The following is a 24,083-nucleotide window of genomic DNA, read 5'->3' on the forward strand; positions in this document are numbered from 1 at the left end:
ACAACGAGTAACGTATAACAAACAACGAAACTATGTACGAGACCTTAAAACCAGACTTAGAGCAGCAGCTTGCCGAGATTAAAGAAGCAGGCCTGTATAAACAGGAACGCATTATCACCACGCCGCAGGGCGCTGATATCGATACCACGCAGATGCACCATGTGCTTAACTTCTGCGCCAACAACTACCTGGGCCTGTCAGCACACCCGAAGGTGATAGAGGCTGCCAAAGAGGCGATAGATACGCACGGCTACGGTATGAGCTCGGTGCGCTTTATCTGCGGCACCCAGGATATTCACAAGGAACTGGAGCGTAAAATCTCTGAGTTCCTGGGCACCGAGGATACCATACTTTACGCAGCCGCTTTTGACGCCAACGGTGGTGTTTTCGAGCCGCTTTTCGATGCCGATTCAGCCATTATCTCTGATGCGCTGAACCATGCCTCTATTATTGACGGTGTGCGTCTGTGCAAAGCGCAGCGTTTCCGTTACAATCATAACGATATGGCAGACCTGGAGGCAAAACTGCAGGAGGCTGTAAACGCTAACACCAAGCACCGCATCATCGTCACCGATGGCTCCTTCTCGATGGACGGCACTGTAGCCCAGCTGGATAAAATTGTAGCGCTGGCCGAGAAGTATAATGCCCTGGTCATGGTGGATGATTCCCACTCTACCGGCTTCATGGGCAAGACCGGCCGTGGCGTGCACGAGTACCACAACGTAATGGACAAGGTGGATATCATCACGGGTACGCTGGGAAAAGCCCTGGGCGGCGCGATGGGTGGTTTTACCTCTGGCCACAAAGAGATCATCGACATGCTGCGCCAGCGCTCGCGCCCGTACCTGTTCTCTAACTCGCTTGCCCCGTCTATCGTGGGCGCCTCTATCGCCGTGCTGGACATGCTGAGCTCTACCACAGAGCTGCGCGACAAGCTGGAGTGGAACACCAAGTACTTCCGTGAGCAGATCACCGCGGCCGGATTCGACATCAAGCCAGGCGACCACCCGATTGTGCCGGTAATGCTCTACGACGCCCCGCTGGCGCAGGAGTTCGCTGCCCGCATGCTGGACAAAGGCATCTACGTGATCGGCTTCTACTACCCGGTAGTACCGAAGGGTCAGGCCCGCATCCGGGTGCAGCTATCGGCCGTGCACGACAAAGAGCACATCGATAAATGCATCGCCGCCTTTGTGGAAGTAGGCAAAGAGCTGGGTGTGATCAAGTAAGTATACCCCCGGATTAAAGTATAGAAAAGCCACTCCTGCCATGGGAGTGGCTTTATTTTTTTATAACTTGTACCACACTCAGGATAAAACCAGAAGTATGAATAATATCAAGATAAAGCCGGGGCAGGTGTTGTTGGGCACGGTGCTGTCGTGGATGGTGATCTCTTTTCTGGCTTATACTACGGCAGATATGCGCAACGAGCCAAACGTGGTGTACACGCTGCTGCAGATAACATTCTACTTCTCGCTGTTGCTGTCGGTGGAGGCGTACCTGAGCCTGCTGCTGAACCCGCAGTGGACGCGCCTGCACTTTGGCACCATTCTGCTGCTCATAGCACCAGCACTGCTGTACCTGATGTGGTTCGTAAGCGAAACCCTTTTCTAACTTATGATGGACCTGTTCGCACGCAACCCTGAGATTTTCCTGCTGGTCACCCTGAACTACCTGCTGGTGGCCATTGCCCTTATTCACCTCATTTTCAAGTCTGATTACCCCGTTGGCTCGCGCCTTATCTGGATGGCCATACTGTGGCTGGTACCTGTACTTGGTATAGCGGCTTATTGGCTGGTATGGTATAGGCGGGAAGGAAGGCTATAAAGTAATAAGTGTAAGTATACCAAGCACTCGCAGGAGCTCTGCATAAGCGAGATCTTAGGGAGTCCGCGTACTTATACTTCCTGCAACAGGAACCAAGCTATCCTTTCCTGCTAATGTTCATCCTCAGTCTTACGAGCGACATTTTCCATAGCTGACTTTGGCTCCCTCAGGCCCGGGAGGGCTCGTCTTCCCGCATCGCGCTGTGTACATTTCCTGCCCTCGTGCCTCGGGCTGCCTCGCTTCGCTTGTCACCGGAAATCTACAAGGCGCTCAACGGAAAGACTGGAATCAATTTGATAGCCAAAGCTATACTACTTGAACCAAGTCCCCCTTCGAAGGGGGCAGGGGGATGTAATCTCCTGCTGAAAGTTCCCCTCTCGGGAGGGGCAGGGGTGGGTTTATACTTTTGCTTATGACATCTATCCCCAATATGAAACTTATACTTCGGCCAAAGCAGTTACAGACTCCTCGTCTTAACAAGGAAGGGAGCTATACTTAACTACCTTTCCAAGTATAAACTTACGCGGCGCTAACTGATTTCTCAGAGACGGCGGCGGCTGGCTTCTGGTCGGTGTCGAACAGGAACTGGTTTAGTTTTACGCGCAGGTCGGCGGAGGACAGGTTGCGGTAAGCCTCGCCGTTACGCACCAGCGCAATCTGGCCCGTTTCTTCGGATACCACCAGCACAATGCTATCGGTAATCTCGGTCAGGCCGATGGCGGCGCGGTGGCGCAGGCCCATGGAGGCCGGAATCTCCTGGTTTTCGGAAACCGGAAGTATACAGCGAGCAGCCTTGATGCGGTTGCCGGAGATGATCACGGCGCCGTCGTGCAGCGGGCTGTGCTTGTTAAAGATCGACATGAGCAGGCGCTTCGAAATCACGGCGTCAATCAAATCACCAGACTCGGCGTAGTATTTCAGTTCGGAGCTTTTCGCGAATACAATAAGCGCACCGGTATTTTTGCCAGCCAACGATTTGGCTGCCTCAATAAATGGCGTCAGGCTTAGCTTCTCGCTCTGCTCGCGGCGCCACGGGAAACCCCAGAAGCGGTCGTGGTTAAGGGAGGTTGTTTTACCAATCAGCAGCAGGAAACGCCGTATTTCGGGCTGGAAAAGTATGATGGCAGCCAGCACACCCACGCCCATAAACTGACCAAGTATAATACTCAGCAACTCCATGCCTGCGGCGCGCACCACCAGGTACAGCAGGTACACCGACAGCAGGCCCAGGAAAATCTTCAGCGCCACGCTGCCCGTCAGTAGCTTGTACAACTGGTACAGCAGCACCGTCACGAGCAGGATATCGATGATATCGAGCAGCTCAATCTCTAAAAAACCTATGCTGAATAAAAAGATCAAAGTTTAGTTTTCTCTAAAAGTATAATGGTTTGCTTAGCTTCTTTTACGTCGTGCACCCGCAAAATGTCGGCACCTTTCATCAACGCTACACTGTTCACGGCTATTGTGCCGGTCAGGGCATCGGCCTGGTTAATTCCCAGCGATTTATAGACCATAGACTTGCGCGACATGCCGGCAAGTACCGGCAGGCCTAAGATACGGAAATCCTCCAAATGACGAAGCAGTTCAAAATTATGTTCCACGGTTTTCGCAAATCCGAAGCCGGGGTCCAGAATCACGTCTTTCACGCCGAGCTGCTGCAGTTTGGCCAATTGGCTTTGCAGTTCGTCCAGCACCTCCACCACTAAATTATCATACTTGGCGTGGCTGGCCATGTCTTGTGGTGTACCGCGCATGTGCATCAGCACGTAAGGCACCTGCAGCCGCGCTATGGTCTCGAACATGGCCTCATCCAGCAAGCCGCCCCCCACATCGTTTATGATGTGCGCGCCGGCGGCTATACTTGCCTCGGCCACGCTAGCCCTAAACGTGTCTACGGAAATAATCGCCTCCGGGAAGTTGCGGTGTATGGCCTCAATGGCTGGCAGAATGCGGTCCTGCTCCTCCTGAGCCGATACCTCTGCCGCGCCGGGGCGTGTGCTGTAGCCACCAATATCCAGTATGTCAGCGCCATCGGCCAGCATTTGCGCGGCCTTCTGAACGGCCTCGTCGGCGGAGTTCAGGCGGCTGCCCGGGAAAAAGGAATCAGGGGTAAGGTTCAGGATGCCCATCACGAGCGGCACCTCCAGCGAGAGTAGCTTTCCGCGGCAGTTTAGTGTGGATTTTTTCTTAAAAAGCGTATCTTTCGCTTCCAATGTTGGCATCTGGGTCAATTATTTTTAAAATTAAAGCTAAAAAGTTGATTAGTCAAACGCTGCAGGAATATAATCAGGTAGTACAACGCTGCAAGGATACATTTGTTAAAAAGACGAAGGACTACGGCACCGCCTGGCGCGTGCTACGGCTACCTTCCATCACCGATCAGATCTTCATCAAGGCCCAGCGCATCCGCTCCATACAGGAAAAGGGCAAGCAGCTGGTAGAGGACGACATCAACGGGGAGTTTGTGGGCATCATCAACTACTGCGTTATCGCGCTGATGCAGCTGAACCTGCCTGCCGATGCTCCGCTGAGCCTGTCGGCGGAGGACGTGGAGCGGGAGTATACCCATCATATCGAGGAGAACATTGAGCTGCTGAACGCCAAAAACCACGACTACGGCGAGGCCTGGCGCGACATGCGCGTGAGCTCCATCACCGACATTATCCTGATGAAGCTCTACCGCACCAAGCAGATCGAGGATAACGAGGGGCAGACGCTGATATCAGAAGGCGTGGAAGCCAACTACCGCGACATGATCAACTATGCCGTGTTTGCGCTCATAAAATCCGGGTTTGCGGAGAAGGTCGGCTAAGGTACGAGCTACAAGCTCGCACCAGCGATAGCAAACTGTACGCTCGCATCAGCGAAAACATAACTCCTAAACTCTCTAACTTTTTAACTCTCTAACTACTAAGGTTGATGAAGTTCATAAGTAATCTTTTCTGGCTGTTTGTAGCAGTGTTGTTCATTTTCTCTGGCCTGATCAAGATAAATGACCCGGTGGGCACGGCGATTAAGCTGGAGGAGTATTTCGAGGTATTCTCCACAGATATTGCACCTTTTTTCAAGAGCTTTGAGCCTTACTCGTTGTTTCTATCCATCTTTCTGAGTGCGGCGGAGATTGTGCTGGGCGTAGCGCTGCTGGTGCGGTTCAAACTCAAGGCGGTGCTGTGGCTGCTGCTCGTCATGATCGTGTTCTTCACCTTCCTTACCTTCTACTCTGCTTACTTCAACAAAGTAACCGACTGCGGCTGTTTCGGCGATGCCATTAAGCTTACACCGTGGGAGTCGTTTACGAAGGATATTATCCTGCTGGTGATGATCGTGGTGCTGCTGCTCACGCAGAAGTACCTGCAGCCGTTTATGCGCGCCTCTTCCGGGGCCATCATCACCATCATCACGGCGGCACTGTCGGTGGTGGTGGGCTGGTATGCCTATGAGCACCTGCCCTATATCGATTTCAGATCCTATAAAGTCGGCAACAACATCCCGACGCTGATGAAGCCCTCGGCACCGCTGCGCTACAAGTATATCATGGCAAAAGACGGACAGGAGGAGGAATTTGAGGAGTACCCGACTGACACCACCTATACTTTTAAGGAGATGGTGGCCATTAATCCGGAGGCCGGCCCCAAGATCACCGACTTTAACGTATGGAACGACACGGCCGATTTTACCCAGGAGGTACTGACGGGCAAAAAGCTGTTGATTATCGTGCAGAGTGTGGCCAAGGCCAAGCAGGACAACTTTGATAGTATAAACACGCTGGTAAAAGCTGCCGAGGCGGCTGGCATTACGCCAATGGTGGTAACCAGCAGCAGCGCCGCCGACTTTGAAGCCTTCCGCCACGAGGTGAACCTGGCTGCCCCTTACTACTTCGGCGACGGCACCGTGCTTAAGACCATCATCCGCTCTAATCCTGGCCTCGTGCTGCTGCAGGACGGCACCGTGAAAGGCAAGTGGCACCATAACGACACCCCGGATATAGAGGAGGTGACAGAGTTGGTTTCGACGGATGAGGAGTAGGCTTTTCCTTGCTTTGCTTGCTTTAATGCTGATCTCCTGCGCTGATGGTAAAACCTCTACTTCCTTTGATAGTTTAGAGACAATGCAAATCGACTCATTAGAAAGAGTTGATATAAAACAGGAATTAGGATTTTGGGAAGTAAGCAAAGCATCTCCCTATTTAGGAGGTTTAGGAAATAATATCTCATTTGCTTATGGGTTCGCGATGTGTGGAGATACAAGTTACTGCCAAGATTCTAAATGGCAGTATGGCGGATTTATTTGTACTTGCAGAAACCTTGTCATCAAAAGAGATAAAGGAATAGAGGTTATCAAAAATAGGTTTGAACTCAAGGAAACTTTTGCTCCTATAGAATCAAGGGGAGAGGCGTTAAGCTACGCTATTATCATGACAAGTAATTACCCTGTATTTGATGAAGAATACTTTAAGGACGAATATAGGTACTTCAGTAGTAAGCCAAGGCCAACAGCAGTACAGGAATTTAAGAATCACTATTTAGTTAAGTTATTCGACTATAAAACGTTTGGATGTGATCACCCATACTATTCAGTGCTGGTTCGTGTTGATAAGAACGGTGATGTTTCAGAGTATAGAAGGCAGGCTATATTCGAGGATCCGGAAGATGATGGGCTTTGTCGCGATTAATCACATCTAACATTCTATAACCGACAGTTCTAATGCGGATCTTCCTGATAGGCATGATGGGCAGTGGCAAAACCACGCTGGGGCGGCAGCTGGCGCAGCGGATCGGCTACACTTTCGTGGACCTGGACGAGTACATTGTGCGGCAGCAGGGGCAGAGTATTGCGCAGATCTTTGAGCGGCAGGGGCAGGAGCACTTCAGAAAGCTGGAGCGGCAGGCGCTGGAGGAAGTGGTGCAGCAGTACGAGCAGGCCGTGGTCTCTACCGGAGGCGGGGCTCCATGCTTTTTTAACAACATCGATTTTATTAACCTTCACGGCGAAAGCTTTTACCTGAAAGTACCCGTAGAGCAGCTGCTGCAGAGGCTGTTAGACCAAGGGCAGGCCGAGCGTCCCCTGCTGGCCGGCAAAAGCCCCGCAGAATTAAAAGTATACCTTACCGAAACATTAGCCCACCGAAAGCAGTTTTACGAACGCGCGAAGCATACTTTAGCTGAGGCGAGCCCCACCACCGAAAGCTTTCTGCGCTTGCTCAACCTATAGCGGACACACCTCGTTAATAGCAGTACATTGGTGGCCTGGGTGGGCTAACCTCAAAATTTATTTAGTTTTGCAGCGTTAAAAAATACAGCAAAATCTAACTATGAAACCTAATCACAAAGGAAGCGCACAGCTTTTTAAGAACCCTGTTCTGGAGAGGATGACCAGAACCCACATTGCCCTGCCTATATCAATTTTCCTGGTTATAGCCGTAGGGCTGATCTATTATGGCATCACACATGGCTTTATAAGTATTTTCGAGGCCATAGGCTTCTTCTTCGTGGGGTGGTTTATCTTCACGTTGCTGGAGTACCTGGCGCACCGCTACGTGTTCCACATGGATACCAACACCCCCCTGAAGGCACGTTTGCAGTACCTGTTCCACGGCAACCACCACGAGTACCCCAAAGACAAGAAGCGCCTGGCCATGCCGCCGGTGGTAAGTATACTTTACTCCTCCGCCTTCTTCTTTATTTTCAAGATCATCTTCGGCACGTTTGTGTTCGGGGTGGTGGCCGGCATGCTGTTCGGCTATGCCATGTACCTGCTGGTGCACTACGTAGTGCATGCCTATCCGCCGCCCAAGAACTTCCTGAAGCAGCTTTGGATCAACCACAGCATCCACCACTACAAAGACCATGAAAGAGCCTTCGGGGTATCTTCCCCGCTTTGGGATTACATTCTGGGTACGATGCCGAAACGCCCGAACAAGTAGTTGCCGAAAGTATAAGATATTAAAAAAGGAGCCCCTAAAGGCTCCCTTTCTTTTTTTCGGGCTTATCTTCTGAACTTCCTGAACAGCCAGGAGATCAGCACCACGATCAGTACGATGATGATTAGGGCCGTCCACATGCCGGCTTCAAAGATATCTCCTACCAACTCGCAACTGCTCATGGTAAACGTTAGCAGCACGAGCAGCGTCATTACATATGCTCTTATATTTTTCATAGTTTTATACGTTAGTTCATGCGCTGGCATTCAGCAAGTATGGCAATCGTAAAGCCAGGGCGAAATATGATGATATTGCCATTTATAGTTACTGCAAATCGGCTTAAAAGGTTAGCAAGCCGGAAAATGGCAGCAGGGCAAGTATAAAAAAACAGGTGCCCATACCTGAGCACCTGTTATACGGTTTATATGTTAAGAGAGGTGGCTTAGTTCTTGGCCCCTTTCCACTCGTTGTAGGCCGTAACAACAGCCAGAACATCCAGTACCCCAAACTCCTTGTTCTCTATTTTTGCCGCTAACTCAGGATAGTCGGCAAAGTACCTCCCCGCTAATTTTCGGAAATTTCTATTAAGGTTGATTCCTTGTGCACCGGAGGTAAAATATACTCCTACTGATGATGCCGCCTCTTCGTTTGGACGCTTAACGTAGAAGTTAATGTCTGAAACTTGGTGGTCGAAGCCACTTCTTTGGAAGCCAAACCCACCGTTCAGAGCATATAGCGTAACAGGTCCTTTAGACAAAATCCTTAGCCAATAAGCGTTTTTGGACATTTTGTCATTGTAGGCCAGGCGCATCGGTACGTATTCAGTTGGCTCAGCACCTTCTTGGGTAAAGATAATTCTCGTTAGTTCGCTGCTGCTGATCTTCTCGTTTTTAGAGCCCGCCTCTGCTGCCCTGTAAACAATGCTTTTCTCTCCAACAGATGATGCCTTAACAAGGCCGGTCAGTTCTTTGCCATCGGCAAACAGCACTTTGGCCTGCTGAAAATCTTGTGCAAAAAGGGTGGTGCCGCAAAACAGCAAAACAAGCGTAAAGAATGCTTTCATATAGTGTGTGTTAAATGATAGATGATGAATTCAAATATATTAATTAAATTATATATGCTATTGTGCCGGGGTGGGATTTTTTTGTGCACCATACTTTAAAGAGGCTTTGAGACTTTAGGCCAACCAGAATGTTTATACTTGCGGCCTACGGAGGCATGGTGGGTTTCATGCTTTAAATGGATGTGCGGGTGGGGCGGCGGATAGCGCACTGGCAACGTATAAAGTATAAAAATCAGTGCAATAAAGTAATTCTGAGCAGCGGCATACAGCAAGAAGGAGAGTATGCGGCTAAGCGGTGAACTTCAGGTGGCTGAGAAGTGGAGTGTGGGTATCAACGCCAGTGTGGTGGTAGCTTTGGTGGCAGGCACAGCCTCTGGAAAAGGTGATCTCAGCTAGGCCATACTTTAAAATGAGTCGGAAAGAGTGGCTACGGTCCCTTTCTGATTTTATACTTTAACAGCTAGAGAAGATATAAAAACAAAAAAGCCACTCATTTCTGAGTGGCTTTTGCTCCCCCTCCTGGGCTCGAACCAGGGACCCCCTGATTAACAGCAATTAGCCCTGCTGCCTTTGTTGATTTTTGCAATTTGGTGTTGTCTGATTATCAGTTGTTTATAAAATATTTATTTATCATAATTATTGAATATTTGCCGCTATTTTCTACTTTTGTTTAAACCATATTTAAACCGTCGGAAAGTTTAAACAACCAGATAAGCAGCGAACATGGCCTCAGTCAAAGTACTCCTATACACCTCCAAGGTGCTCAAAAACGGCGAGCATCCCATCATGCTCCGCCTGATCAAAGATCGCAAGATAAAGTACGTGTCACTTGACCACTCCTGTTCCAAGGATCTGTGGGATGATGATGAGCAGCTGCCAAGTAAGAAGCACCCTAACAAGGTAGAGCTAATCATCAGGATCTCCAAGATGTTCAACGATGCCAACAAGGTGGTTCTGGACTTCGAGAACAACGACCAGCATTACACTGTGGATGACATCGCTAAGGCGCTCAGCAAAAAGAGTGTGGGCAAGCTTACCTTCTTCAAGTTTACTGACGAGCTGGTGCAGCGGCACAAGGACGTGGAGAAGATCGGTACCGCCAATGCCTTTCAGGATGCCAAGCGCGTTGTGTCACGCTTCACAAAGGAGAAAGACGTGACCTTTAAAGAGGTCGATTACATCTTTCTCACAAGGTTGGAGGAGGATCTGCTGAAGCGTAAGGTGACGGAGAACTCCATAGCGGTTTACATGCGCACCATCCGCTCTGTATACAACAAGGCCATAGCCGAAGGACACGCGCGCGAAGCCGAATATCCTTTTAAGACATACAAGCTGACCAAGCTCAACACAAAGACCAAGAAGCGGGCGCTAACGAAAGAGCAGGTAAAGAAGATTGCAGACCACAAGCTGGAGCTTGGCAGCAAGCTATGGGTAGCCAGAAGCATCTTTCTGTTCTCCTACTACTGCCGAGGCATCAACTTCATCGACATGGCCCAGCTCAAGTGGTCCAACATCCAGGACGGCAGGCTGCACTATACTAGGGCCAAAACTGGTCACCAGTTCAACATTGCCCTGCTGCCTCCGGCCCTGGAGATACTAGACTACTACCGTGAGCGTCAGGATGGCTCCGGCTTTGTGTTCCCGATCTTGGGTGCTTACCACAACACAGAGCAAAAGGTGAAGAACAGAGTCAAGAAGATAATGAAGGAGGTAAACAGCAACCTGCGCACGGTAGCAGAGAAGGTGGAGATCGACTTCAACGTCACCACCTACGTGGCCAGGCACAGCTATGCTACGGTGCTTAAGCGGCAGAACGTGTCCACTTCGCAGATCAGCGAAGCACTGGGCCACAGCAGCGAAAAAATAACTCAAGTTTACCTGGATAGCTTTGAGAACACTGTGTTGGATGAAGCCGACAAATTCTTACTTTAGTGCCCCTTTAACCCAATAATTTAGGAAAAATTTTACATGAACAAACTCGCTGAAGCCTCCTATAAAGTTGTAGAAAATGTGTTGAATAGTCGAAATGCAATAATTCACCAAGCCACAGAGATGTGTGGGGTGATGTTAGAGACTTGCAACCTTAAAGCCTCCATGTACAACAACAACGTGAAGAGGAAGATAGAATTCTTAGGGAGTGAACTAGAAAGTGCCATGAAATACCTCGATAATCCGTCTGCTGTGTACTACCTCAGGCTGATGGAGACAGAGGACGTTCAGGCGAAGCTGGCGGAGATAAAAGCTAGTTTGGAGAGCCTAACCGAAAGTGATTTGGAGTTTGCGTCTATAGCACCTATTGTCTCTAAAGCAAAGCTGTCTGCCGAAGAGGCTGAAAATGCCCTTTATGAAGACTTAAACAACTTGGATAGAAAAGCTAAGGATATAAAATACGATATAATCAATACATGGGCATCTCATTTTTACTGCAAAGGAGTCAAAGACTCCCAGCTTATACTAATGAAAAAAATGCACGAACTGAGAGCTGCGGCTTCCGAGCCAGTCAGGCAAGAGAACAGTGATGGGAGGAAAGGTGTCAAGGCATTAACAAACGCTCAGCAGGTGTTGATGATTGGGCTTCTTAATGATGTGTATAAGATCAACAAGAGTCAAGACAAGAAAAGCTTAAATGATTTCATACATGCTTTGACAGAAAAAACAGAAAAAACCATCGAAAACTATAGCAGGTTATATGAAAGGAGTGGACACATACAGTCAAAGAAAAAGCAGAATTTAGAAGATTTTAAAGCTGTCAGACCATTCTTCGAAAAGCTAGACCAGGTTAAGGTTCTCAACATTATTGATGAGAAGATAAAGTATTTTAATAGCCTGAAAGAGTAGTAGTTGCAAAAAGCGAGCCCCTCGGCGAGGGGGCTCGCTGTACTAAGTGCCCTCCATATTTGTGAAAAGATACAACCACAAATAATGGAGAAATTAACCCTCACCACCCTAAGCCATGATGAACTAACGGAGTTAGTGCTGTCATGCGTGCAAAAGGCCTTGAACCTAGCACACCCCTTTCAAAAGTCGGAAGAAAACTTCCTCAACCTCAAGCAGGCTGCCGCCTTTACGCTGATGCCGGAGTCAACGCTCTACAGCTACACCAGTAAGCGGCTCATTCCACACATCAAGCGCGGGAAAAGGCTATTATTCAAGCAATCTGATCTTGCGCAGTGGCTGTCAGATGGCAAGAAGAAAACTATTGCCGAAATCGAGGAAGAACTAAACAGCCCAAAAGGTAGGAAGGGGGCGCGCAGGTAATGGCATCACTCTTTACACCCACCACCGGCCTGGACCAGCTGGCAAACATCATCAGCAAAGAGCGCGGCGTACTTCAGGAGTACGCCGCCAAACCAACAGCCAACCAGGAGCTGGTAAACACCAGAGACCGATTCCTGCAGTCACTGGCAAGCGCCTACAACCAAGTCTACGCCGAGATGGCTGCAACGAAAAGGTTGCTGCACACCGACAGATGGCTACTGGTCGAAGAGCAGATCAGGCAACTGCAGGAAGGCGAACTCCTTGACGGCATTCACATTAAACTGACGCTGGGCAACGGAAACAGGTACGGACTCATAAGCCTCTAGCGCCATGATAAACTACACACCCGTTTCCGCAGCCAACACGGTTAGCAGGCCGGTCTCCCATGGCCATGCCAACAATACAGAAGATGAGTTTGCCATGAATATGCCGAGAAGCCCTAGCCACGGCAAACAAGAGTTTTCCGGCGGCTGGCCGGAGAGGATACAGGCGAACATCAACATAATAGAGGGTAACGCCTCCAAGCCCATTGTCCGGTCCCCGCCCATCATCAAGCTGAACGGAAAGGGGATTATCGGTAAAAGAACAATTAACATCATCCAGGGCAAGTTCGGCTCCCACAAAAGCCGCCTGGCCGAGATGCTGCTAAGCCTGCTGCTTTCCGACAGGTACTGCGACACGGACTTCTGCGGCTTCACCAAAGACGAGATGATATTGTTTTTGCTGGCCTATGTGGACACGGAGCGAAACCAATCGGAGCAGTTTCCGATGGCCATTCAGCAGATCAGGAAGCTAGCTGGGCATGATCCTTTCCAGAGCCACGACAGGCTGATCCCCTACAGCCTGATTGGATTTGAGAGGAAAGATAGATTGAATGCACTGAAAGCATTTGTGGAGGCGGCGATGCAGGTTTCATCTCACCACCTGTTTATCCTGCTGGACGTGGTAACGGACTGCATCGGGGACTTCAACAACGCCTCCGAATCGCTGGAGCTGTTCGATTTCTTGAACATGCTCATCAACGACCATAACATTACTTTCTTGCTGATCATCCACGAGAACCCAGGCACCGACAAGGCCAGAGGGCATACGGGTACGGAGGCTTCCAACAAGGCCTCCACCATCATGCAGATCGGCTTTGAGAAGGTTAACAATAAGGACAGTGACCTGATCGCGGTGAAGTTCCTGAAGCTGCGTAGCGGCAAGAAGCCAGACCCGCTCTACCTGTACTTCGATGAGAGCAGGCACTGCTTGGCACGCGCTAGCCAAGATATGATTAACAGCACCATGCAGGAGAGGCGAAAGAAAGCCGACACGGGCATGATAGCCGATTGCCTTGGCGATCTATTGGCAGAACCCAGGAAGCAAAAAGACCTGGTGGACGAGCTTTCGGCAAAGTTTGAGGCTCACGCCAATACCGTTAAGGAACGCCTGAGGGAGATAGCCGAGCAGCGGTTACCGATCAATGACGCCAACGGCATCGCCTGCGAACTGGCTATAGAGGAAAGTGCCGGAAAGCCAACCATGTACAGCTTAGCTCCTAGCCTGGAATCATGGGCAGCGTAGTGCTGGCTCACCCAAACACGAACAGTGGCCTATATAGGCGAGTGTATGTGTTTGGGTACCTTCGCGGCCCTCCAATCTATCATTGACTGTCATTCCACAAGATTAACCCAAGGCTGTGCTACCGACGACGCAGCCGACATTACCCATCATTTAACAATAGATAAAATTTAATTCTTAACCATGAATAAAGAGAGTATCGCCGCTCAAGTGCAGCGGCTGCGGCAGGAGAATGCCTCCATTCGCGATATCGCCAAACGACTTGGTGTAAGCAAGTACACCGTGGAAAAAACACTCAAAGAACTGGAGGCAGCGAGGCTCCAAACGATTTACCTAGCAATGACTGAAGACTCAGTATTACCCAAAACAGACACAGCCATGACTGTTTCTCAGACAGCTGGAAAGGTTGATCAGGTGAGTTCAGACATCAACAACAAAGCACGTTATTCGGGGGGTAACCTGTTGCTTTCTCGTGTGGATGCACTGCTAAACGGTGCTTCTACAGAGGAAAAAGAGTCAGGAATAGCCGAAAAACAGTTGTATAGCACATATTTCTTTGATGTAATGATGTTTTTATCAGAATACAGAAAGCTGATGGTGTTGTTGCAACGTGACGTTGGCCAGGGGCGCAATGTATGGCTGCACGTGGTCAATGGAAAGTATCTGAAAGAGCTAGCAAGGCTTCAGCAAGAGGCTTCGCGTCTATGTCAAAGGGATACTCGGGAGTACAGCAGAACACAGTTGGCAGATGTGCTGATAGCGTGTGAAGCTTACCTGAAAAAGGTGCTACTGACACCGGAGGCACGCGGATCTATGATCGGCCTTAGCTGGGTGAGGCTGCCCAAAGACGAGCGGATACTGGCACTGTGCAAAATCACCTTTCGTGCCGAGGATCCTTTTGTTTACACCCATGGCTGTCAGGCTGCCGCTTAATCAAGTCACCTAACCAATAAATAAAATTTAAGATGAATTCACTCAAAATTACCCCAAAGATCACCATGACCCAAGAAGCAGTTTTCAACCGAGAGGTGGCAGGCTTGATTCGTACTTGCCCGACTTTCCAGGCATGTATCGTTATTAACGAATACATGAAGCGGCACGGCGGGAAAAGCTATTATTATGCCCTACAGCGCCTTGGCGTGGGCATAGGCATAGAGTACCAGGTGATAGAGGTCGAAAACCCCAGAATCGGCAAGGTGGAGGGGTGGTGGCCTGCTATCAAGTATAGTGCGGGCAACCCTAAGACCGGCAAGGAAGAGGTCATGACGTTCATGTCAGCTCCTTATGATTGCCCTATCAAGTGCTATGACTACCTGGCGAGGAATTACGTGTACAAGCTGAATGATACGCCGAAGCTAGCTTTGCATGTGCTAGGGGAAGAGATGTAGTGCAAGCAGCATAAAGAGTAGTAGCGTTTCTGCAGTTGTAGTTAACAGCGACGGGTCCTTAACCAGCTTTTGAAGAGTTGACCAAAGATCCGCCGCTGCTTTAGCTTGTTATAAGCCTTGAAGCAATTATGCACCATTGGCTGCTACAGGTATAAAGCAACATTTATACGTACTTAAAAGCCGTCTGTCCGCTTCTTTTGTAGTGCGCTACATAGAGTAGAAAAAGGCTTGGTGGTGTTTTCTATCAGCTCTAGAACTTACCTTAATATGATAGTCTGCTTGCTCATTAGTGTTGAACTTTATGGGCAGTAGGTGATAGAATAGACATAAAAAGTGTAGTACTCTAGCATGAAAACAGTACAAAAACCGTAGCTTTGCTGAAAGCATTGTTAAACAACTTAATTAATTTTCTTAATGGGAAAAGTAAACTTTAGACAGGAATCTCCACAGGCAGGAATTAAGTATTCAATTATCAATATTCCAGATGATAGCAACCTTGGTACTGGAAGCTTTACTACAGTATATGAAAAAGCGGCTGTTGCAAAGAATGAGGCTATCGGTAGTATGATGGTAAATGCTCCTGCATTTCAAATTTCTGTTACCATAAATCCAGCAACTAAGGAAGTGCCTGCGTTATTGGGTAGAGCCGATGGGGCGAACCTCAATAGAAAAGCATTCAAGCTGCCGGTTGACCTAGCTTCGAAAGGTGATTGTGCTGTTGTGGTTGATTTTGAGGATTGGACCATAAAGTCAATGACTTTAAATGATGAGCCGCTTGAAGAAATAGTCTAACACTCTATGACTAAGAACTGCTATTTGTGAATAGCAGCCTCAATAAAGCTGTGTCAAAGAATAATTTAATAAAAGCCGCGTTCAAAGTTTGAATGCGGCTTTTTTGCGCCCTCGCCTATAATTTGAATCACTAAATTTTACCTGCTCACTCTTCCGGCGCTATACTTTAAGCTTTAGCAATTGCCACGAGCATCCTTAAGAATAAATTGTAAGAAAAAGCCGCAGCTGGTCAGCCTGCGGCTTTTGTTTTTGACGGGATTAGACGCCATAAGTATAGTCAATCTGCTTATCCATCAACCCAAAGTTTAAACTTGCACTAAGTATACTAATTTTACTATCTTGTTGTAAAATTCAAGACTGCCATACTTATACCAAAATACCACTTTTAGCTTACCCATGTCTGAAAACCACAAAAAACAATTAGAACAACAACTCTGGAACATCGCCAACACCTTGCGTGGCAAGATGGACGCCGACGAGTTCCGGGATTATATACTGGGCTTTATCTTCTACAAATACCTGTCGGAGAAGATGGAGCTGTATGCCAACAAGATACTGGCCGAAGACGGCATCAAGTACACCGGCATCAACGAAAGCACCGAAGAAGGGCAGGAGTACCTGGAGGCGATAAAGGAGGAGGCGCTGGCTAGCCTAGGCTACTTCCTGAAGCCGACGGAGCTGTTTAAGGAGTTGGCCCGCAAAGGCAACTCCAACAGCAAAGAAGAAGGAGCGAGCAATTTTATATTGGATGAGCTGACTCAGGTGCTCAAGCACATTGAGCAGAGCACCATGGGCACCGAAAGTGAAGACGACTTCAATAAGCTCTTTGAGGACCTGGATCTGACTTCTACCAAGTTGGGCCGCACCGAAGCTGCCAAAAACGACCTGATTGCGAAAGTGCTGGGCCACCTAGACAAGATTGATTTCAAGCTGGAAGACACTGAGGCCGATGTGCTGGGCGATGCCTACGAGTACCTGATCGGGCAGTTTGCCAGCGGCGCAGGCAAGAAGGCCGGTGAGTTCTATACCCCGCAGGAGGTATCTAAGGTGCTGGCCAAGCTGGTGACCACCGGCAAGACCAAGCTGAAATCGGTGTACGACCCTACCTGCGGCTCGGGCTCTTTGCTCTTGCGCGTGGCCAAGGAGGTGAAGGAGGTATCCAACTTCTACGGACAGGAGCTTAACCGCACCACTTATAACCTGGCCCGGATGAACATGATCCTACACGACGTGCACTTCCGGAAGTTCGACATCCGACAGGAGGACACGCTGGAGCACCCGCAGCACCTGGAGCACCGCTTCGAGGCGATTGTGGCCAACCCGCCCTTCTCGGCCAACTGGAGCGCCAGTCCGCTGCACCTCTCCGACGACCGCTTCAGCCAGTACGGCAAGCTGGCTCCAAGCTCGAAGGCTGACTTCGCTTTTGTGCAGCACATGATCCACCACTTGGCCGAGAATGGTACCATGGCCGTGGTGCTGCCGCACGGGGTGCTGTTCCGTGGCGCGGCCGAGGGGCACATACGCCAGTACCTGATCGAGGACCGCAACTACTTGGACGCCGTGATTGGGCTGCCGGCCAACATCTTCTACGGCACGTCTATACCTACCTGTATTTTGGTGTTCAAGAAGTGCCGCGAGCAGGCCGACAACATCCTGTTCATCGACGCCAGCCAGCATTACGAGAAGGCCAAAACGCAGTGCTACCTGCGCGACATTGACATTGAGAAGATCATCTCGACTTACCGCGAGCGCCGCACTGAGGACAAGTACAGCTATGTGGCCAGTCTGGAGGAGGTACGCGAGAACGACTATAATCTGAACATCCCGCGCTACGTGGACACCTTTGAGGAGGAGGAGCCGGTAGACCTGCAGGAGGTAGCCGATTCACTTTCACTCCTGGAAGAGGAGATGCAGGTGACTGACACCACCATTGCCGCCTATTGCGAGGGGTTGGGTATAGCTAAACCGTTTTAAGCCATGGAAGCAGCAGTAGAAATAACAACTGAGGTAAAAAATGTGCCGGCCTTGCGCTTTCCGGAATTTAACGGGGAGTGGAAAGAGGTTAGATTAGAAGATATTTGTGACACTTTTAAAAGCGGTGAATCCATTACATCTAAAGACATTGCTGACTCTGGAGAGTATCCAGTATATGGTGGTAATGGCTTAAGAGGGTATACTACTAAGTATACACATGATGGCTTTTATACTTTGATAGGTCGTCAAGGTGCTCTTTGCGGAAACATTAATCGTGTTTATGGCAAGTCCTATATTTCTGAGCATGCTATAGCTGTATCTACAAATAATTCATCAGATACAGAATGGTTGGCTCAAAAATTGGATTACATGAATTTAAATAGGTTGTCTGAATCGTCAGCACAACCTGGGTTAGCTGTAAATAAACTTCTTAGATTAAAGTTAAAGGTCCCAGTTCTCCATGAACAGCAAAAAATAGCTTCCTTCCTTTCGGCCGTTGACGAGAAGATCAAGCAGCTGAGCAAGAAGAAAGAGCTGTTGAAGAAGTATAAAAAAGGGGTGATGCAGCAGCTCTTCTCTCAGCAGATCCGCTTCAAAGACGACCGCGGCAATGCCTTTCCGGAATGGGAGGAGAAGAAGCTAGTAGAAGTTTTATCAGAACATAAAGGTCGAAATACAGACTTAGCAATAGAAGAAGTGTTTTCTGTTGCTAAGGAAAAAGGAGTGGTTAACCAGATTGAGCACTTAGGACGCTCCTATGCTTCCAATGATATCTCCAATTATAAAGTCGTTTATCCAGACGATGTTATTTATACCAAAAGCCCTACAAGTGACTTTCCATATGGTATCATCAAACAAAATAAACTTGATAGAATAGGGGTGGTTTCGGTTCTGTATGCTGTCTTTAAGCCAGTCAACAGAAACATTGGCTTGCTCTTGGATTACTACTTCTCTTCATGGGTTAATACATATAATTACCTGAATCCACTGGTTCAAAAGGGTGCAAAAAACACAATGAATATTAACAACAGTGATTTCTTAAATGGAAGAAGAATAAGCCTACCTAGCTCATTAGAAGAGCAGGAGAAAATAGCTAACTTCCTTACTTCCATCGATAGCAAGATAAACCATACTTCAAAACAACTGGAGCAGGCCCAGCAATTCAAGAAGGGCTTGCTCCAGCAACTATTCGTCTGATACCAACGCCACTACTATACCTATGGGAACACAACCGGAGCAGGTACTCGAAGACAGCCTGGTAAAGCAGCTGCAGGGGCTAGGCTATAGTTACGTCACGATAAAAGACGAGCAGGCGCTGCTGGCCAACCTGAAAATTCAGCTGGAAAAGCACAACCAGGTAACGCTAACCGGGAAGGAATTTGAGCGCGTCCTGAACCACCTGAACAAAGGCAACGTGTTTGACCGTGCCAAACTGCTCCGGGATAAAATGCAGCTCACCAAGGACGATGGCACGAGTGTATACCTGGAGTTTCTGCAGCAGGAGCACTGGTGCCAGAACCTGTTCCAGGTAACCCAGCAGGTAACGATGGACGGCACCTACAAAAACCGCTACGATGTAACGCTGCTGGTAAACGGTCTGCCGCTAGTGCAGATCGAGCTTAAGCGTCGTGGGCTGGAGCTGAAAGAAGGTTTTAACCAGACAAACCGTTATCAACGGCATTCATATAGTGCTTCTTATGGGTTATTTCAGTACATACAGCTGTTTGTGATCAGCAATGGCGTAAATACCAAGTACTACGCTAACAACCACAAGCAGAATTTCAAGCAAACCTTCTACTGGGCTGATGAGGATAATAAACTGATAACCCAGCTAGAGGCATTTACCCTTGCTTTTCTGGAGCCCTGCCACATGGCTAAAATGGTAACCAAGTACATCGTGCTCAACGAGACGCGGAAGATCCCGATGGTGCTGCGGCCCTACCAGTTTCATGCCACCGAGGCAATTATCGAGCAGGTAAAGAACTCCGACAGGAATGGCTACATCTGGCATACCACGGGTTCCGGTAAAACACTCACCTCGTTTAAAGCTAGCCAAATCCTGATGCAGCTGCCCAAAGTGCACAAGGTGGTGTTTGTAGTAGACCGTAAAGACTTGGATTACCAGACCACCAAGGAGTTTAATAGCTTCTCGGCAGGCAGCGTGGATGGCACCGACGACACCCGCGCGCTCGTGAGTCAGCTGGCAGGCAATACCAAATTGATCGTAACCACTATCCAGAAACTCAACAACGCCATTGGCAGCCGCTTTGCGAGCAGATTGGAGGGCCTAAGAGAGGAGCGTGTGGTGTTCATCTTCGACGAGTGCCACCGCAGCCAATTCGGCGAGACGCATAACCGCATCAAGAGCTTCTTTACCAAGGCGCAAATGTTCGGCTTCACGGGTACACCGATCTTTGCCGAGAACGTGATCAAAAACGACCTGGGCAAGCGCACTACCCGCGACTTGTTCGATGAGTGCCTGCACAAATACTTAATTACCGACGCCATCAAAGACGAGAACGTGCTACGCTTTTCGGTGGAGTATGTAGGTAGGTACAGAGAGAAGGAAGGCAGCAATACAGAGATAGACATTGAGGTAGAGGATATCGACACTAGAGAGCTATTAGAGGCTCCACAGCGGCTTGAAAAGATTGTTGACTACATCATTGAGCATCACCCGCGCAAAACGCATGGTAAGGTTTATACGGCCATGTTTTGTGTAAGCAGCGTGGAGGTGCTGATTAGGTACTACGAACTCTTCCAGCAGCGTAGAGCTGAAGGCAAGCACAACCTGAAAGTGGCCACTATATTCAGCTACACCTCCAACGAAGAGGATAAAGACGCCACCGGTGACTATGTGCTGGAGGAGGAAGAGATAGCCGTAGCGGCAGAGCCTAAGGTTGCCTACACCGCCAACAGCCACACTCGCGAGAAACTAGATGCTTTTATCGCTGATTACAACAAGCTGTTCGGTACAAAGCACTCTACTAAGGACAGCCAGGCCTTCTACAACTATTACAATGACCTGTCGAAAAAGGTAAAGCAGAAGGAGGTGGACGTGCTGCTGGTTGTTAACATGTTCCTGACGGGTTTCGACGCGCCAGGGCTTAACACGCTCTATGTAGACAAGAACCTGAAGTACCACGGCCTGATACAGGCCTACAGCCGCACAAACCGCCTTGAAAAGGAGCAGAAGTCGCAGGGCAATATCGTCAGCTTCCGCAACCTTAAAAAGGCCACAGATGAAGCCATTGCCCTATTCTCGAATAAAGATGCCAAGGACATCATCCTGATGGAGCCCTACGAGGACTATGTGGCAAAATTCAATGAAGTCTTAGCGGATTTGCGTGGCATTGCACCCACGGTAGACAGCGTGAACGAGTTGGTAGGCGAAGGCGAAATACTGGCTTTCGTGAAAGCCTTCCGCGAAATGCTTCGTCTCTGGAATATCCTCAAAACCTTCTCCAACTTCAGCTTTGACGATTTAGGTATAGCCGAGCAGGAGTTTGTGGATTACCGCAGCAAATACGTTGATATCAGCGACTGGAAGAAAGGCGATCCAAAAGAGAAAGAGTCGATTCTCAATGACGTAGACTTTGAGCTTGAGCTGATCCACAGAGACGACATCACAGTAGACTACATTCGCACCTTGCTTTCGCGCATGGTAGAAGCCAGCGAGGAAGAAAAAGAGAGACAGAAAAAGAGCATCCTTGACACCCTGACCGGTGAGCCATCGCTTCGCAGCAAACGCGAACTGATTCGCAAGTTCATTGAAGAAAGCCTGCCGAAGATCATAGACGCAGACGACGTGCAAGAGGAGTTTGAAAAGTTTTGGGCAAGGGAGCAGCAAGCAGCCTTTGAGGCAATAGCCACAGAAGAGAAACTTGACCCTGTGAAGCTGCAGGCCGTGCTTGGTAATTACCTGTTCACTGAGCGCAAACCCCTACGCGAGGAGGTGCTGGACATGCTGTCAGCCAAGCCCAAGCTGTTGGAGCGTAAGCCCATTGCAGAGCGCATCACAGCGAAGATGGTGGGCTTTGTGGAGACGTTTATCAGTGGGATGGGGTTGAGGAGATAAAATAAACGCTTTCCATTATGATACAGCAAGTAGTAATTTAGGCTTATCAACGAAACTGATATGACAAGACGTAATACCTTATATTACGTCTTGTCATATATAATAGCATTGAATCTCAATTAATTTTAAGTAGCTAAGCTGTTAATCTCTTGTCTAAGTTGCCAACGCCTGGAAGAAGCATACCATCGTCATTTAATTCATCTTCTTCAATCAGAAGAAAATTGTAATGAGGAAACTCATTAACTAATTCTTCTATTCCGACTTGAGTATAGAATACGGATGCGATAATAACAGTCCTTGGCTTATATTTCTGAATTGCATTTTGTGTGATTGAGATTGCTGTACAACCAGTAGCTAAAACTGTCTTCGCAACTACTAGTACATCTATGTATGGCTTGTTTATTTCTGGGAGGTGTAAAGTTCTAAACTCTTCTCTAAGGGCGTCTTTGCCTCTTTTTCCAGCGTAATCAATATAACCTCGATAACAGTTTCTAAAATTGCTTGCTATACCTTGAGCATAATTATTATAATCAGCATCTGTGCTAATGATTACAATTGATTTCTCTATGTTCAATATGCCCTTATAAGATTGGGACATTGGAGTGGTCACATTGGCTTCTTGGGTAAAGTAACTGTTGAATATATTTCTACCAATGCTTTGACCAACTATTGTTAGACTTTCTACTAGTTGGTCTCTAGAGGTATCCTTATTTCTTACATTAGTTAGGTGAAACTTATCAGTGGCATCAACATCGAGTATCTTGAGATTCATTAGCTTAAGTTTTGAAGTTTAGTTTGGAGCTTACTTACTTGACCCCAGAAGTTTTCATAAATACTTTTTCTGGTAATATGTGTTATTACTGTCTCTCCAAAATAAGTATATTCTAATTCGACATCCGTTGGAGTAATACGATAAATTAACTGGGAATTAGGTTCTGGTTTAAGTTTATTCGCTAACCTTATAAAATGATCAATGTATGTTAGTTCCTTACCAATACTAGATTTTTCTATTAACCAGTTATAAAATGAATCATTCACTAATTCCCTTAGTCGATCAATGCTGCTAAAAGTTGTTCTCCAGAAGCCGGAATAATAATCTGTTACTTTACTAATAAACTCATTTTGGCTCTTATCATTCTGTTCATCAAGCTCCTTCTGAAAGACTAGTATTTTAGTTGGGTCTTGCTTATAAGCTTGGTCAAATTCTATTTCCGTAGCTGATTTGCCACTTTCTGTTACCCAGCCAAATCTGTTGCCTAACACAAGTATGTATAAGTCACATGACTTTGCTAACTCTGTAGTGTGGTTGTATGAGTTGCTAGAAGTTGATGTATAATTAAAGGGGTATGCCCCAACTAGTTCTACAAAAGGAATCTTTCTTAGTTCTTCAGCTATCGCATTGCGTTCATCAACTAGATCTTTAACGGTCGAGCTAACCAATATTTTTATTTTGTTCATTTGTTATAAATTTAAACCTTTCAATTTTTTCATTATTATGCTCTAATACATTATTGAACATTGATAAAGGCCTAATCCATAGCTTATCCGGATTATCTAACTTATGATAAACCGCAAATACTTCTTCTGTTTCGCTATGTAAGGCAAAGGAGATTATTTTATAATAGTCTCCTTTGAAGTGTTTGTAAATTCCTAGTTTCATGATTAAGCTTAAAAAGTAGTAGAATTGAAATAAATAGAAGCTTTTATCAATTCTGGTATAGCCCGGCTATAAAAGTCCTATTAATTAATCATGTTATGATAATGTTAAAGAGTATTGTTGTCTAAGGTGCTGTACAACCATTTGAATCTAAGTAGGAGGTAGGTCAGGTATGATATTAAATTAGCTAATGACGCCTCTTGGCATTACTTCCTATCAACATTACCCACAAAAACAGAAGGATGAAAGATCCTGTTAAAAAAAGATTTTTCAAACCGAACTGCCTGCCTAAGAATTCTCCGCAATAAAGTATGGTATAAGGAATACTATTATACAATTATATATTTAATACTGCAAGTTGTAGTTGACTGAACTAATTCCAATACTGCTGTAACGAAAAACAACATCTGAGCACATTAAGCCAGGATACTAGGCTTTGTAGAGACTTTTATCAGTAGGATGGTCGGAGCTGTTTATTTTAATAGAAGCTTTTGATGAAGATTCAATGTTTTATGACAGCGTGTTTGGAGACGATTAGACAGCAATTTAGGCTTCCTCTTATG

Annotated in this window: 26 protein-coding genes; 19 read left to right on the forward strand and 7 right to left on the reverse strand. The window is 47.6% G+C overall.

The window, feature by feature from the left end:
• Nucleotides 1–32 precede the first annotated feature (32 nt).
• The 3 genes from kbl (at nt 33) to OO017_RS18605 (ending at nt 1,827) form a co-directional block, all read left to right on the forward strand.
• The gene (gene kbl / locus OO017_RS18595) at nt 33–1,229 is read left to right on the forward strand and encodes a glycine C-acetyltransferase (protein ID WP_266054206.1); all 1,197 of its coding nucleotides are present in this window, start codon (nt 33–35) and stop codon (nt 1,227–1,229) included.
• Nucleotides 1,230–1,326: 97 nt separating this feature from the next.
• Nucleotides 1,327–1,614, forward strand: a complete 288-nt coding sequence (locus tag OO017_RS18600; RefSeq protein WP_266054207.1) for a hypothetical protein — start codon at nt 1,327–1,329, stop codon at nt 1,612–1,614.
• Between the two features lie 3 nt (nt 1,615–1,617).
• Complete coding sequence (locus tag OO017_RS18605) at nt 1,618–1,827, forward strand: PLDc N-terminal domain-containing protein (RefSeq protein ID WP_266054208.1); 210 nt, start codon at nt 1,618–1,620, stop codon at nt 1,825–1,827.
• A 519-nt stretch (nt 1,828–2,346) separates the two neighbouring features.
• On the opposite strand, the gene cdaA is transcribed toward OO017_RS18605, so the two are convergent.
• On the reverse strand, nt 2,347–3,186 hold the full coding sequence (cdaA, locus tag OO017_RS18610; protein WP_266054209.1) for a diadenylate cyclase CdaA: 840 nt from the start codon (nt 3,184–3,186) through the stop codon (nt 2,347–2,349).
• Nucleotides 3,183–4,049 carry a dihydropteroate synthase gene (gene folP / locus OO017_RS18615; RefSeq protein ID WP_266054210.1) on the reverse strand — a complete coding sequence of 289 codons (867 nt, stop codon included), beginning with the start codon at nt 4,047–4,049 and terminating at the stop codon, nt 3,183–3,185. The genes cdaA and folP overlap by 4 nt, the downstream gene beginning before the upstream one ends.
• A gap of 35 nt (nt 4,050–4,084) precedes the next feature.
• Here folP and OO017_RS18620 point away from each other — a divergent pair, with 35 nt between their 5' ends.
• From OO017_RS18620 to OO017_RS18640, 5 genes are all read left to right on the forward strand, one after another.
• On the forward strand, nt 4,085–4,639 hold the full coding sequence (locus OO017_RS18620) for a DUF1599 domain-containing protein (protein ID WP_266054211.1): 555 nt from the start codon (nt 4,085–4,087) through the stop codon (nt 4,637–4,639).
• Nucleotides 4,640–4,746: 107 nt separating this feature from the next.
• Nucleotides 4,747–5,853, forward strand: a complete 1,107-nt coding sequence (locus OO017_RS18625; protein WP_266054212.1) for a BT_3928 family protein — start codon at nt 4,747–4,749, stop codon at nt 5,851–5,853.
• The gene (locus OO017_RS18630) at nt 5,843–6,499 is read left to right on the forward strand and encodes a hypothetical protein (protein WP_266054213.1); all 657 of its coding nucleotides are present in this window, start codon (nt 5,843–5,845) and stop codon (nt 6,497–6,499) included. Before OO017_RS18625 ends, OO017_RS18630 begins: the two co-directional genes overlap by 11 nt.
• A 32-nt stretch (nt 6,500–6,531) precedes the next feature.
• Nucleotides 6,532–7,038 (forward strand): shikimate kinase, encoded by a 507-nt coding sequence (locus OO017_RS18635; RefSeq protein WP_266054214.1) that lies wholly within the window; start codon nt 6,532–6,534, stop codon nt 7,036–7,038.
• A 100-nt stretch (nt 7,039–7,138) separates the two neighbouring features.
• Nucleotides 7,139–7,750 (forward strand): sterol desaturase family protein, encoded by a 612-nt coding sequence (locus tag OO017_RS18640; protein WP_266054215.1) that lies wholly within the window; start codon nt 7,139–7,141, stop codon nt 7,748–7,750.
• A 62-nt stretch (nt 7,751–7,812) separates the two neighbouring features.
• Here OO017_RS18640 and OO017_RS18645 read toward each other — a convergent pair whose 3' ends face one another.
• Nucleotides 7,813–7,983, reverse strand: a complete 171-nt coding sequence (locus tag OO017_RS18645; protein WP_266054216.1) for a hypothetical protein — start codon at nt 7,981–7,983, stop codon at nt 7,813–7,815.
• Between the two features lie 206 nt (nt 7,984–8,189).
• Nucleotides 8,190–8,810, reverse strand: a complete 621-nt coding sequence (locus OO017_RS18650; protein ID WP_266054217.1) for a hypothetical protein — start codon at nt 8,808–8,810, stop codon at nt 8,190–8,192.
• Nucleotides 8,811–9,533: 723 nt separating this feature from the next.
• Between OO017_RS18650 and OO017_RS18655 the strand changes: the two genes are divergently transcribed.
• The 11 genes from OO017_RS18655 to OO017_RS18705 all read left to right on the forward strand — a co-directional run bounded on the left by OO017_RS18655 (nt 9,534) and on the right by OO017_RS18705 (nt 21,863).
• Nucleotides 9,534–10,742 carry a site-specific integrase gene (locus tag OO017_RS18655; RefSeq protein ID WP_266054218.1) on the forward strand — a complete coding sequence of 403 codons (1,209 nt, stop codon included), beginning with the start codon at nt 9,534–9,536 and terminating at the stop codon, nt 10,740–10,742.
• Nucleotides 10,743–10,778: 36 nt separating this feature from the next.
• A complete protein-coding gene (locus tag OO017_RS18660) occupies nt 10,779–11,648 on the forward strand; it encodes a hypothetical protein (RefSeq protein ID WP_266054219.1) in 870 nt (289 codons plus the stop codon).
• Between the two features lie 84 nt (nt 11,649–11,732).
• On the forward strand, nt 11,733–12,068 hold the full coding sequence (locus OO017_RS18665) for a helix-turn-helix domain-containing protein (protein ID WP_266054220.1): 336 nt from the start codon (nt 11,733–11,735) through the stop codon (nt 12,066–12,068).
• Complete coding sequence (locus tag OO017_RS18670) at nt 12,068–12,394, forward strand: hypothetical protein (protein WP_266054221.1); 327 nt, start codon at nt 12,068–12,070, stop codon at nt 12,392–12,394. The genes OO017_RS18665 and OO017_RS18670 overlap by 1 nt, the downstream gene beginning before the upstream one ends.
• A 4-nt stretch (nt 12,395–12,398) precedes the next feature.
• On the forward strand, nt 12,399–13,634 hold the full coding sequence (locus OO017_RS18675) for a hypothetical protein (RefSeq protein WP_266054222.1): 1,236 nt from the start codon (nt 12,399–12,401) through the stop codon (nt 13,632–13,634).
• A 180-nt stretch (nt 13,635–13,814) separates the two neighbouring features.
• Nucleotides 13,815–14,564, forward strand: a complete 750-nt coding sequence (locus OO017_RS18680) for a MarR family transcriptional regulator (protein WP_266054223.1) — start codon at nt 13,815–13,817, stop codon at nt 14,562–14,564.
• Between the two features lie 32 nt (nt 14,565–14,596).
• The gene (locus tag OO017_RS18685; protein ID WP_266054224.1) at nt 14,597–15,019 is read left to right on the forward strand and encodes a hypothetical protein; all 423 of its coding nucleotides are present in this window, start codon (nt 14,597–14,599) and stop codon (nt 15,017–15,019) included.
• Between the two features lie 414 nt (nt 15,020–15,433).
• Nucleotides 15,434–15,811, forward strand: a complete 378-nt coding sequence (locus OO017_RS18690) for a hypothetical protein (RefSeq protein ID WP_266054225.1) — start codon at nt 15,434–15,436, stop codon at nt 15,809–15,811.
• A 396-nt stretch (nt 15,812–16,207) separates the two neighbouring features.
• Nucleotides 16,208–17,785: a type I restriction-modification system subunit M gene (locus OO017_RS18695; RefSeq protein WP_266054226.1), complete on the forward strand. Its 1,578-nt coding sequence runs from the start codon at nt 16,208–16,210 to the stop codon at nt 17,783–17,785.
• Between the two features lie 3 nt (nt 17,786–17,788).
• A complete protein-coding gene (locus tag OO017_RS18700) occupies nt 17,789–18,982 on the forward strand; it encodes a restriction endonuclease subunit S (protein WP_266054227.1) in 1,194 nt (397 codons plus the stop codon).
• Nucleotides 18,983–19,004: 22 nt separating this feature from the next.
• Nucleotides 19,005–21,863 (forward strand): type I restriction endonuclease subunit R, encoded by a 2,859-nt coding sequence (locus tag OO017_RS18705; protein ID WP_266054228.1) that lies wholly within the window; start codon nt 19,005–19,007, stop codon nt 21,861–21,863.
• Nucleotides 21,864–21,996: 133 nt separating this feature from the next.
• Here the strand turns inward: OO017_RS18705 and OO017_RS18710 are convergent, their stop codons facing one another.
• The 3 genes from OO017_RS18710 to OO017_RS18720 are packed head-to-tail and all read right to left on the reverse strand — an operon-like array spanning nt 21,997 to nt 23,523.
• Nucleotides 21,997–22,635: a uracil phosphoribosyltransferase gene (locus OO017_RS18710; protein ID WP_266054229.1), complete on the reverse strand. Its 639-nt coding sequence runs from the start codon at nt 22,633–22,635 to the stop codon at nt 21,997–21,999.
• Nucleotides 22,635–23,321, reverse strand: coding sequence for a DUF4062 domain-containing protein (locus OO017_RS18715; protein WP_266054230.1), 687 nt, complete (start codon nt 23,319–23,321; stop codon nt 22,635–22,637). Before OO017_RS18715 ends, OO017_RS18710 begins: the two co-directional genes overlap by 1 nt.
• The gene (locus OO017_RS18720; RefSeq protein WP_266054231.1) at nt 23,296–23,523 is read right to left on the reverse strand and encodes a DUF1653 domain-containing protein; all 228 of its coding nucleotides are present in this window, start codon (nt 23,521–23,523) and stop codon (nt 23,296–23,298) included. Before OO017_RS18720 ends, OO017_RS18715 begins: the two co-directional genes overlap by 26 nt.
• Between the last annotated feature and the right edge of the window lie 560 nt (nt 23,524–24,083).

The organism is Pontibacter anaerobius (genome assembly GCF_026241195.1).
GTDB classification, from domain to species: Bacteria; Bacteroidota; Bacteroidia; order Cytophagales; family Hymenobacteraceae; genus Pontibacter; species Pontibacter anaerobius.